Genomic DNA, 11,618 nt, shown 5'->3' on the forward strand with positions numbered 1-11,618 from the left:
ATGTTAAAAAAATCTCCCATCCAATTCATATTCTATCGTTATCTCCTTGGCTAGATCATTATCTAAAATTTCTAAAATATTGTCCGCATTTATGGTATCATTCAGCCATTTATAGACATAAGCTATCCAAGGGTGCGGCTTATTTTATTTCTATTGGGCTTTGGGGTGCCGCTTCTAGCTTAACGTGCTATGAGGTTTAATCTTTAGTATTTCTTACAATTTTGGGATTTTCCGTTAATATAAGTAAAGTGGTGGAACTTCAGTAGCATTTGGTCTGTCTATTGGCTAGTTGCCCTGCCAAGTTAAGGGAAGGCACGAGCCCGCCCATGGCGTTCGAACAAGCGGGCTCGCGCTAACGGGGTTCAGAACTCACCGTATTATTGCCCAGATCCGGCAACCTTGATTAACTAAAAAATCGGAAACCAGTTCAGCAACAAGTATGCTTATTGTGGATCCTGGTCCCGCTGATCTGGAAAAGTCAGGCAGAAGGTAGCACCTGAATTTACCTGACTAGACACTGTAATGGTACCTCCTAGGTTGTTCATATAGTTCTTCACCAGAAAAAGGCCGATACCATTACTGTTGCCATGATCGGTAAAGACCTGCTTCAGTCCGAAGATTTTATTTCCATCTTTTTCCATGTCAAAACCTGTTCCGTTATCCGAAAACAGCAGCTGGGAAGCATCGCGGTCTTTTTTTGAGGTAATGCTTATTACGGGTGGAATCCCCGGTCTGGCATATTTGATGGAATTGGTAATGAGGTTCAAAAAGATGCTGTACAGATAAAAGCTATTCCCCGAAACAAATTCCACTTCGGAGAAGTCGGTCACAAATGTAGCTCCAGAGGCTTCAACTAAACTGCGAATGGAATCTGTGGTGGCCTGGAACACATCTTTTAGGGGAACCTGTTCCAAGGTAGATCTTAGTAACAGGGTATCCTTTAAATGCTCCATCTGATCATCCAGGGTGTCCTTTAATTCATGCACCGATTTTACCAGCAGGTCAAGGTACACTAAGCTTTCTTCATCATTTATTTGCGAACGATCAAGTAAACTGAAGAGCGACATCATATTGCTTACAGGGGACCTCAGGTCGTGAGAAATGGAATAAGTGAGCTGTTTAAGTCCAGAATTTATGGCCGTAAGGTCCTTTATCAGCAGCTGTCGATCCTCTTCCAGTTTTTTAATATGGGTTATATTTTTGGAGACGGCATATATTAGTTCTTTAGCTTGATCCGGAATGGAAGTCCAGGTAAGCCACACTATCTTGCCAGCTTTTGTTATATAGCGGTTTTCATAGTTAAGCAGGGGTTTATCTTCCAGAAGGAGGGCCCGTGTCTCAGCTGTTAATTCCCTGTCCTGCGGGTGTACAAAAGAGCTTATGGGGACAGCAAACAGTTCTTCCTCACTATAGCCCATAAGCTTTACAAAGGCAGGATTTACCCTTCTGAAGTAGCCATCGTATCCGGCAATGCAAAGGTTATCGTGAGATAAACGAAAAAAGGTTTCCAGGTCAGGCCGGTCTTCGGGAGAGCTCTTCATAGGGGCTTCTGATTCGGTATGAATGTGTGCTAAAATAAGGAATATCCGGGAGATGTTCTTTTAAGCGGGAAAAAATATCGATAAAAGAAGTTAGACCGTTATCATATAATAAAGGTTTTGATCCTTTTTATTTCTTCCCATTTAGGGATTTTTGGTCAATATATGCAAAGTGGCGGGAAAGGAGCTGTACTTGAGACGGCCTAATGGCTAACTGGACAGTAAAGTTAAGGGAAGCCACGGGCGTGACGCCTGTCTGCCGACAAAGACAGGCCCGCTCCAACTGGAGAATTGCAAATTCCCTGATTTTAGTAGCCTCCAAATAGCTTTGGGTTAACATCTATAATTTGTCACTTTTCCTCTTTCGAGTGTAATACAATTGAGTCAATCCAGTTTCAAATGTTTTTACACTTACAAATTCCAATAATTGCTCTGGTCTTCCTTCGTTAAACAATCTTGTACCATTTCCAACAAGAATGGGCACAACGGAAATAGTAAGTTCATCTATGAGATCATCTTTAAGTAGTTTGTTAATGACCTCAGAACCACCATCACAATAAATGCCTTTTCCCTTTTCGCTTTTGAGCTTGGTTACCAGATCTTCTAAATTGCCCGTATAAAATTTGATTCTGCCATTATCTGGACGTTCTGTTCTTGTAATGACATAAACATCTCTTTCGCCATTATCGTAATGCGAAGCACCAATCTCCTTTACCACATAATCATAGGTTTTACGACCGATGATAATAGTATCTATAGTTGATGTAAATGCTGCATAACCATAATCTTCTCCTTCTTTTTCAACCAGTTTTAAGAAACTAAGGTCATCATTTGGTTGGGCTATAAATCCGTCTAAACTGGTCGCTATAAATAGTTTTATTTTTCTCATTTGATGTAAAATTTTAATTTTCCACAAAAGTAGGTATACCCCAAAGGCTTTGCTTTGGAAAAAAACGACATTTTAAAGGTCGGAGGGAAGAAGACCCGTATATTGCTTTATTACATTGGTAAGGTGGGAATGGTCATAATATCCACATTCAAAAGCAATATCCAATAAACTCCGATTTTGCTTTGAATATTTGATTAAACTCATAGCATTCCTAAAACGGATAATATTTGAATATTTTTTTGGGGATAGGCCAATAAGCTTTTTAAAATTACGTTCTAGCTGTCTTACTGTTGTGCAATTTCGTTTTGATAATTCGTAGATACCAAGTTGCCCTTTCGTGGAATGAATATCATTGATAATTGATTGAAGGTGGTAATTTTTGCTTTTTAGTTTTGATGAAAAGAAATGGTCAAAATAATTAAAAGGATTTTCAAATGCTTTATCAAGATTAAATGATTGAGATTTTTCAAATTCAACTGTGTCGTTAATCAATTCATTACGTGAGGCATAGAAATTTCTGAAAGTTCCAGGTTTTAGGCATGCACCTATTAAATGTGTATCAGTATCAATAACGCTATCTTTAAATGAACTCATTGCTCCGACCACATAAGTTTTTCCAAACTCCATTAAAACCGAGCCGTTGTCAGTTAAACAATTATCTCCTAAATTCATTAATATACCACTACAACCATCTGGGAAAACCCGTTCCCTTTGGCTTTCCAACTCGTTTCCTTTCAGCTCCCAATAGAAATGGATAAAGGGCTCTAATTCTCTGTAAGGTTTTATTATTTTGTACTTCATTGGTCTCAGTGTTGTCGTTCGTTAGAAGGACCGCCAACCTTTATATATGAAACGTGGCTGGTTTCCAAGCTGTGTCCAGTCCCACGTGACCAAACGAAAATAAGAAATTGAAACTAGAAATTTAGGCTACGCCCCAAGCATGTTTTATACATTTCTTTGTTGGGTCTAATTTTCAGTCGACTTAGTTAAAATTTAATATTCCCTTTCAAAATAATCCCATAACTCGTTTCCAAGTTTTTCTCCGTATCCATAATTTGTAAAAAGTACATAGCCCGAAAGCCATTTATAGGCCTCTAGAAAAAGAATATTTAAGAAACGGCCCATCCCTTTATTTTAAAAATAAAATTTATTGACGAATTAAAATGTAGTACTTCCAATATGAAATGATCTTTTAAGGATAATCTCGATATCTTCCTTTAAAAAGTTTGAACCCTGTCCTCTTGAGGTCACGAATTAACAGCACAATATAAAAAACACTAAAGCCATTACATCAATTTTCAGGAAAATTGGCGACCGCTTTAATTTCTTCAATTTGAAGGGTGTGCCGCACTGTATGTCCGGCCAAAAATAACAACGATTGATACGCATCCGTTGCGCCAGCTGGTGAATCGTTCACACGGTTTCGTAATTCCTCCATTGGGGTGATTTCCATATATGATAGGATTTCTACCCGTTGGCTTTTCAAATCGTTCAAAGCAACTTCCGCATCCATGTATTTGCCCTCTCCCTTAAGAATTTCCGGGGCTTTAAATTTTGTACTTCGGTCGGTAACCATTTTAATGATTTCCTCATCACTAAGTTTGATCTCCTTTCTGCGCTCCGGATTTGCGGGCTGCTCCATATAGCCTTTTACCATTCCAAAAATCATAGGTTCGGTCTTAATAATATGTTCCAAACATTGACTTATGGACCAAGTGCTGTCCGATACTTTGAAATGCAATTGCGATTCACTGAGTCCGTTAACGCTTTTACCAAGATTATCCAAAGTTTCCTGATAATAATTTAAAGCAAATGCTTTGTCGTTTTTAGAGCTTTCTTGAGCTTTTGCTATTAAAGGTATCGCAGTAAGAACCAATAATAGAATAAGATTTTTTTTGAGCAGTTTCATTTTGATCTGATTTTAAGGTTGGTAGTTTATGATTCTGATAATGCTTTCAATTTATCCAAAGCTTTTGGCCAGGTTTTGTCAAAATAGTCAATGTATTCTTCATTACTGTCAACCTCAACAGTGATCGTTGTAACGCCATTGGTTTCAGAAAAGGTATAGTTTTCCATGGACCCGGCCCAGCTTTTCACTTTTGGGCCATCAAGAATTTCTTGGTCATTTTCTATAATTCCATAATGTTTAATGGAGATGAACTTATTGGGAATGTTCTCGGCAATTTCGGCAATCATACCCCCTTTCTTGCCTTGTTCATCAGTTCCAACAAATAACATTTTTGAGCCTTTGTCCCAACTGCCCTCATAGGTCGAGGTTGGATCGAACAAGGCGGTCCAAGCTTCATAGGTTTTTTTGTTTTCAAGACCAAGCATCAAATTATAAACTTTGCTTGCAGTAGTATTGATATTAATTTTATACCTTTTTGTTTTCATTTTATTCCAAATTTCGTTCGGTATACTTTTTAAAATTGTTCAATATGGCTTGCCAACCGGCTTTTTGCATATCCAAGGGGTTTTGATTTTCCGCTTCAAAATTGGTGGTGACCTTCACGGCATCCTTTAATGGCTCGAAAAGTGTGGTTACCTTTCTGCCATCTTCCAAAATATAAGTTAGTTTTTTTTGAGAAATAACGTCGTCATACACCGCCTTAAAATCAAAACCAAAACTGCCATCTTTTGCTTCCATCCGGGCAAGATAGGTACCGCCAACTTTCAAATCATTTTCTACCCTTGGGCAATGCCAATCGTTGGATGCAAAATTCCAGTTGACAATATGCCGGGGCCTGGTATAGGTCTTCCATACATTTTCTATGGAACTTTTTACTACAATATCAATGGTTAATATTTTTGTGTTCATGATTACGATTTTTCACATTAAACGTTCCAATTGTCCTTTGCGCTTTACAATATTTTTATAATCCCATTGAATGCCTTCCGCTTTTTTAAGCCAACGTTTTAGCTCTTCGGCATTTACTTGTTCCACATCGGTATAACCAATAGCGGCATCTTTAAATTTTTCGCCTTTCAGATTCAACTTTTCTTCATCAAATGATTGTCCGCTCCAGAACATCAATCGCACCTGATGTTTCAATTTGCTAAAACCAACAATTGGGTTGCCGTTGATAAACCAAACAGGATGTGCGTGCCAAATTTTACTTTCGGTAAAAACCAGATTGGTATCTATAAGATCTTGTAATTCAAAGCAAATATCCCGGTCGTCCTTGTCTTCCAAATTGCTGATGTATTTTTCAATATCAGTATTCATACCGACTTTTACTTTTTTAAAAATTCAAATGCCCCTTTTCTAAGATTGATATGGTACTCGGAAAATGCTTTCAGGCAGGCAAGGAAGTTTGCCCAACCTTCAGTATTTCCTGCAAACCATTTAATGTTTTTTTCATTCACCTCTTTACGGCCTTCCGTAACTATTACCAGGGTGCTTTTGTCAGCTTGCTCCAGAAGTTCTATTTCTACAACAGTTTCAGGGTCCCAAACAAAGGCTATTTTTTTGTTGGGAATACACTGCCCTATAGTTACGGGACATTTTTCGTCAAACTCGGGAAATGTCCAGATGAGTTCAGCATTTTCTGCTATTCTTCCTGTGCTACTTCCTATAAAATACTGTCTCATTTTATCAGGGTCCACCATATTTTCAAAAACTTCGTTGATGGGTTTTTGAATCTGGATCCTTGCTTTTATGTTGAGTGTCATTTTTTTTTATTTTAATATACAGGCCCAAACAAACCGAGTTTATTTTTTTGATTGATGCCAATTGAATTTTTTAGATTGTTCAGGCTTGTAAGATTTTAACTTTTACTTTGCATTTGATGGGAAATTGATCATCCAGCAAACACCAAATTTGTCCACGAACGATCCAAAATAATCGCCCCAAAACATATCGTCCATTGGCATTTCTACCTTGCCCCCAGCTGAAAGTCCGTTGAACAATCTATCTGCTTCCTCACGGGAATCCGGCGTAATGGAAATATAATTGCTGTTGCCCTGCGTTAAAACGTGGCCCTGACTTGGCAAACAGTCCGACGCCATAAGAAATTGATTTTTACCAATGGAAATGGAAACATGCATGGAACGGTTCTTTTCGCTTTCCGGTAAATTTTCGGTGCCAGGTGCTTGGTCCATCTTTTGGATAAAAAATTCGCCGCCAAAAATAGTGTGGTAAAAACGGAATGCTTCTTCGGCATTGTCGTCAAAATTAAGATAAGGATTTAGTGTCATAGTAAATTTATTTAATAAGGGATTGAAATTGTTCTTTATTATCGTAAAGCACCCATAGGTCAATAAGAAAAAGGGCACCTGCAATGATCAAACCAGATGGCATGTAAACCGCGTTGTGAATAATTATCCCGACCATCACAGGCAATATCACAATGGCCCCTAAAACCCTTGTTTTTGGAAAAACAAATAATAACCCACCAACAATTTCCACAGTGGCAACCAAAGGCATCAGCCAGCTTATGGCCATAAAGGCTTCGGCAACCTTCATTATTTCAGGTTCCAATGGCGGAACTGGCATATAGTGGAAAAATTTATCCGCTCCGGCATTGATAAACATCAAACCGAACAGCAGGCAAAGAATAAATTTGAAGATTTTCATCTATTTAAAAATTTTAAACTGATTATTCCATAGAATATAACCCGAAAGTGTTACACTCACTATCGATACAAAGACTTATAAAACCATGTTCGCCAATGGACATTTTTGGTTTAACAATTTTACCGCCTGCTTTTTCCACACGACTTTCTTCAACGCTACAGTCCTTACAAGGAAAATAAACAATAGTTGACGTATTGCTGTTATTGCCAATTCTTGCGCCCTTCATTTCTATCAATGCGCCGCTGACCCCTTTATTTTCGGATGGCGAAAAGAAGGACATTTTAAAATCGTCCCCAAAAGCTGTTGGTGAATCGTGAAATTCAGTCCCTAAAACGTCTGTATAGAACATTTTTGCCCTTTCCACATGGTCGGCATAAATTTCAAACCAGCAGATAATATTCCTATTCATATATATTTCGTATTAAACAATTATTGATGAATAGCAAATGTAATCTGACACTTAGAAACAGAACTTGTCTTATGGCAAGAAATGCTTTATTAAGAAATTTCTTTCCGTATTCTACTGAATGAGGTATCTGTAATCCCCAAATAACTGGCAATATTTTTTAGTGGCGATTGTAAAATAACTTGAGGCTTTTCCTTGATGAGCTGCAAGTAGCGTTCTTTGGCGGAAATAGTCACCATTTCCACTGATCGTTGCTTGAAATGAAACAAGCTATTGGTCATCCAAAGTCGGCCCCATTCAGAAAATCCAGGGATGGAGTGATACAATTCTTGGAACGGATCAAAATCCAACTTCCAGCATTCACAATCGGTCAGTGCCTGAATGTTTTCATTGGTCGGAATTCTTTGAAATAATGAGAGTACTTCTATGGCAATATCATAATTGCAGAAAAAATCGGTGGTAATGTCATTTCCATTATAATCAAAGGCAAACGAGCGCATCAACCCGTTTTCGAGTATCATATAACCATCGGCAATATCACCCTGTTTTAGTATGAAATCCCCTTTTTTAAAGCTTACTCTTTTGTGCGCATTGATAAGGTTGGTGAGTTCGTGGGTTTCAATGAGGGGATGATTATATACTTGTTGTAGCAGTTCGTCTTTCATTTTCTATGACCAAATAATTACAAGCTAATTTAAACAAAATTGATGTTTTGGAACAATGATTTTTACCGAGTAAATCCTGAAGAATTAAGAAAATGGCTTGTTCCACCTAGTGTCGTGTCAATGCTACTGTGTCGTTTAAGTCGCCGTTATTTTTTATCTGGCCAAGGCGAAAAAATGTTGCATAGCCGTAGCTACGGAACTGTTTTTTAACGAAGGCCAGGTGAAAAATAACAAGGCTTGGGATGGCTAAAGTAGGGTTGACAGGAAACTAGTCTTGGTATTACCATGATTCATCCATAAGAGCAAAATCTACACTATATTAGCCCAAAAACCAAGTAATTTTATATTTTTGAATATTATTTGCAAAAACAAGTCTTGAAAGTACTGCCCTTTAAAATACCGAAGCCAAAAGATGAAGTACTCATCTACCAAGAAGATCGTGAAAGGATCTTTTACGGGCAACTTCACCAACATCAAGAAATACAAATAAGCTTTGTAGTAAAAGGCTCTGGGTCTTTAATTGTAGCAGACACCATAAACGAATACAAGGAAAACGATATTTTGGTAATTGGAGAATACGTACCCCATGTCTTTAAAAGTGATTTAGACAAAAGTGCAGAATCTATCATGTATTCCTTATTTTTTAAAAAAGACGGATTTGGAAAATATTTTTTCGCCCTGACGGACATGGCAGAAACCAAGGCATTTTTTAAAGGTTCGGAATACGGATTGAAGGCGCTTTCCAAAAAACGGAAAATCACTAAACTATTCCATAAACTGGACCATCAAAATAAGTTGGAAAGAATAGCAACGCTTTTAAAAATAATAAATTTGATCGGTTCAGCAAAGACGTCCCCTCTATCTTCCTTTGTTTATAACAAGAAATATACCGACGACGAGGGAAAACGTATGAACGATGTTTTTAGATATGCCATTGAAAAATATGATAGACCCATTACGTTGGAAGAGGTAGCCGACAAGGCCCATATGAACAAGAATTCCTTTTGCCGCTATTTTAAAAAACGGACCAACAAAACATTTTTCCAATTTTTGATCGAAATTCGAATTGAAAATGCCTGTAAACTTATCCATAACAACCCTGACCTTTCCATTGCCATGATATCCGAGCAATGTGGATTTGGTACCCTGGCTAACTTCAACAGGAAATTTAAAGAAATTAAAGGCCTTACCCCTACAGATTACCGCAGACAACGATGATGTTGGTAGAGAGTAATGGGATAATGGATATTAGAGGCTAGAAAATAGACTGGATACTGGAACTGGGATGGATAATCAAATTCCCCTCTTGAGAGTGCCTGTCCCGCTTTTTGCGGGAGGTTAGGGGTGTGTATTGAGGGGAGAAATACAATAATGAGTATTGGGTAGTGAGAATTGAGATACTGGAAAACTAGAAGCTAGACATAGAGACTATAGTAAAAGTTTATAGCTAGATGACACAAACCTGAACCTGAAACATTTTCCCTGCCAACTGCTACTGCCCACTCTTATAAAAAGGCGCTCCCTAGCCATCGGGATACTCTCGACCAAACTTCCATGAACATCCCATAGGGAAGCGTAAAAATGTAGGGAATACTCTATTTCTCCTCTTCCACAAAATCTTTCTTCAGTCGGATCGGACTGTCCGGCACCCTATTGATCAGCTGTTTTTTGCCGTCCTTCTTAATGAGGTCGAAGGCATCATAAAGCCTGCCTATAGGAGTATATGCCTCATATTTAATGGTATCGTTGACAACCGTAATAATTTGAAATAATTGGGTAAACTCTCCCCTTCGTACCATCCAATCCTGATCCTGGGATTCGTACATTTTAGGACCGCTGACAGAAACGGCATAAACAGTGCCCGCATCCTTAACTACGGTTAAACCTTTACCCTTATTTTCGGGAAAACCCCTGGCGTAGGTATGGTCATGCCCTTGCAATACCAAATCTACCCCGTACTTATCTATCAAAGGCTTTATACCTTCCCTCAGTTCCCAATTATCCCGTCCTTCCTTGGTAGAATAAACCGGATAATGCGTAAAAATGGTTATCCATTTTTTAGTGTTGGATTGCAATACGGAATCCAACCATTTTATCTGTGCCTTACGGGACTCCATACTTTCATCATAACCTTCGCTATCTATAGAAATCAATTTCATGTCATGATAATCAATTGTAAAGCACGTTTCCTTTAATTCCTCAATTGGCCCATTTTCGGGCAATGTAAATTGTGGTCTCCACAGAGAAGTTAAAACACCATCCCGGTATTCATGATTACCCGGCGTCATAACACTTGGCACCGTAGCATGGATAAAACTTCCTGCATAAAACCATTCTCCCCATTCCAAATTGGCATCCCTGTCATTTATAAGGTCGCCCGCATGCAACATGAAATTCACATCCGGGAATTTTCTGTAAGAACTTCGTATTACCCTGGACCAAAGGGATTTCAGATTGTTTTGGGCATCACCAAAATAAATAAAACTGAATGGATCACCGGATGTGGCACTGGCCGTAGTATATTGAAACCATTCGCTCCAACCATCGTTGCCCTCCTTTCCATTGCCTACCCTATATATATAGGTAGTTTTTGGTTGTAAATTGTCCACTACCGCAGAATGGAATACAGCCTTTACAAGAGGCTCCCTACTGTTCTGATTTTGAAAAATTTCACTTTTCGCTTCCACCCTTCTTACCTCTTTCAATAAAAACTCAGGTCCATCCGTAGCCACGGCAATTTCAACGAATCCGGTTTCCACTTGTTGATCCGTTCTCCAGTTCACCGCCATGCTATGGGCCGGATCTGCCGTTAAATTGGCGATCACCCTATCCGGAACTTTGGAAGGAAATATTATTTTATGTGCCGTTATGGAATCGTGCTCAGGATAATGGCTGTGCGAATGGGAATAGGACTGCCCCGTGACCGAGGAGTGGGTGTGAAGTGCTTTTTTCTGTTGCGACTTACAGCCTATAATAATTATAAATAAGATAAACCCTAGTTTTTGTGTTAAGCGCATTTTTCCCATTATTTTCGGTTTCACTACGTTTGGATTAAATAAATTGAATTCCGAATATAATATGATTCCTTTGAATTACCTAGGGTTTTTGACAGCATATCCTACACCTTACGGTTTCTTGATAATTTCATGATATATCTTAACCTAAATGGATATTCCAAGTGTGGTGACCCATAAAAAAGGACTAAGAATGTAGACCGTTTCCTTTGTAGATTGATAACTATTTTCGAATAAACACACCGATTATATCATGAATCAATTTATATCATGGATCAATCTCAAAAGTTGTGTGTGAATTGGAAAAAGATAGAATTTTATATCCCAAATTCATCTTCTGTTCATTTTTTGCATCGCCCAAAAAACGAACCAAAAAACGCTAGGCTGATTTTTATTTTCTTGAAATCTACGGACTTTCCACCGCCGCACCGTCCAGACCGCTTTCACTTGGGTGAAATGCTCTTTGGACGCCTTCCTTAGGCCAAAGTGAAAACTCCTTGATTTACTACTAAAATAAAAATAGGCCGTTC

15 protein-coding genes are annotated in these 11,618 nt (G+C 38.4%); 1 reads left to right on the forward strand and 14 read right to left on the reverse strand.

Translation table 11 applies throughout. The annotated features are described in order from the left end of the window. Nucleotides 1-443: 443 nt before the first annotated feature. From D0S24_RS17195 to D0S24_RS17255, 13 genes are all read right to left on the reverse strand, one after another. Nucleotides 444-1,541: an ATP-binding protein gene (locus D0S24_RS17195; protein WP_117021054.1), complete on the reverse strand. Its 1,098-nt coding sequence runs from the start codon at nt 1,539-1,541 to the stop codon at nt 444-446. 337 nt (nt 1,542-1,878) lie between these two features. Next, complete coding sequence (locus D0S24_RS17205) at nt 1,879-2,427, reverse strand: dihydrofolate reductase family protein (RefSeq protein ID WP_117021056.1); 549 nt, start codon at nt 2,425-2,427, stop codon at nt 1,879-1,881. A gap of 72 nt (nt 2,428-2,499) precedes the next feature. Next, nucleotides 2,500-3,228: a helix-turn-helix domain-containing protein gene (locus D0S24_RS17210; RefSeq protein WP_117021057.1), complete on the reverse strand. Its 729-nt coding sequence runs from the start codon at nt 3,226-3,228 to the stop codon at nt 2,500-2,502. A gap of 192 nt (nt 3,229-3,420) precedes the next feature. Next, nucleotides 3,421-3,552 (reverse strand): hypothetical protein, encoded by a 132-nt coding sequence (locus tag D0S24_RS21375; RefSeq protein WP_258922838.1) that lies wholly within the window; start codon nt 3,550-3,552, stop codon nt 3,421-3,423. Between the two features lie 166 nt (nt 3,553-3,718). Then, nucleotides 3,719-4,336, reverse strand: a complete 618-nt coding sequence (locus D0S24_RS17215; RefSeq protein WP_117021058.1) for a DinB family protein — start codon at nt 4,334-4,336, stop codon at nt 3,719-3,721. 26 nt (nt 4,337-4,362) lie between these two features. Further along, nucleotides 4,363-4,821, reverse strand: a complete 459-nt coding sequence (locus D0S24_RS17220; RefSeq protein ID WP_117021059.1) for an SRPBCC domain-containing protein — start codon at nt 4,819-4,821, stop codon at nt 4,363-4,365. 1 nt (nt 4,822) lies between these two features. Next, nucleotides 4,823-5,245 (reverse strand): SRPBCC family protein, encoded by a 423-nt coding sequence (locus D0S24_RS17225; protein ID WP_117021060.1) that lies wholly within the window; start codon nt 5,243-5,245, stop codon nt 4,823-4,825. Nucleotides 5,246-5,257: 12 nt separating this feature from the next. Continuing rightward, entirely contained in the window at nt 5,258-5,653 is a 396-nt protein-coding gene (locus tag D0S24_RS17230) for a DUF1801 domain-containing protein (protein WP_117021061.1), read from the reverse strand. Nucleotides 5,654-5,661: 8 nt separating this feature from the next. Then, nucleotides 5,662-6,099, reverse strand: coding sequence for an SRPBCC domain-containing protein (locus D0S24_RS17235; RefSeq protein WP_117021062.1), 438 nt, complete (start codon nt 6,097-6,099; stop codon nt 5,662-5,664). A gap of 102 nt (nt 6,100-6,201) precedes the next feature. Further along, entirely contained in the window at nt 6,202-6,624 is a 423-nt protein-coding gene (locus tag D0S24_RS17240) for a VOC family protein (protein WP_117021063.1), read from the reverse strand. Between the two features lie 7 nt (nt 6,625-6,631). Next, entirely contained in the window at nt 6,632-7,003 is a 372-nt protein-coding gene (locus D0S24_RS17245; protein ID WP_117021064.1) for a DoxX family membrane protein, read from the reverse strand. Between the two features lie 22 nt (nt 7,004-7,025). Beyond that, complete coding sequence (locus D0S24_RS17250; protein ID WP_117021065.1) at nt 7,026-7,412, reverse strand: VOC family protein; 387 nt, start codon at nt 7,410-7,412, stop codon at nt 7,026-7,028. Between the two features lie 89 nt (nt 7,413-7,501). Further along, complete coding sequence (locus tag D0S24_RS17255) at nt 7,502-8,074, reverse strand: Crp/Fnr family transcriptional regulator (RefSeq protein WP_117021066.1); 573 nt, start codon at nt 8,072-8,074, stop codon at nt 7,502-7,504. A 375-nt stretch (nt 8,075-8,449) separates the two neighbouring features. On the opposite strand from D0S24_RS17255, the gene D0S24_RS17260 reads away from it, so the two are divergent. Then, a complete protein-coding gene (locus D0S24_RS17260; protein WP_117021081.1) occupies nt 8,450-9,292 on the forward strand; it encodes an AraC family transcriptional regulator in 843 nt (280 codons plus the stop codon). Between the two features lie 377 nt (nt 9,293-9,669). Here D0S24_RS17260 and D0S24_RS17265 read toward each other — a convergent pair whose 3' ends face one another. Beyond that, nucleotides 9,670-11,115 carry a metallophosphoesterase family protein gene (locus tag D0S24_RS17265; RefSeq protein WP_251795819.1) on the reverse strand — a complete coding sequence of 482 codons (1,446 nt, stop codon included), beginning with the start codon at nt 11,113-11,115 and terminating at the stop codon, nt 9,670-9,672. Between the last annotated feature and the right edge of the window lie 503 nt (nt 11,116-11,618).

This window comes from Arenibacter sp. P308M17 (assembly GCF_003426735.1).
GTDB lineage: Bacteria > Bacteroidota > Bacteroidia > Flavobacteriales > Flavobacteriaceae > Arenibacter.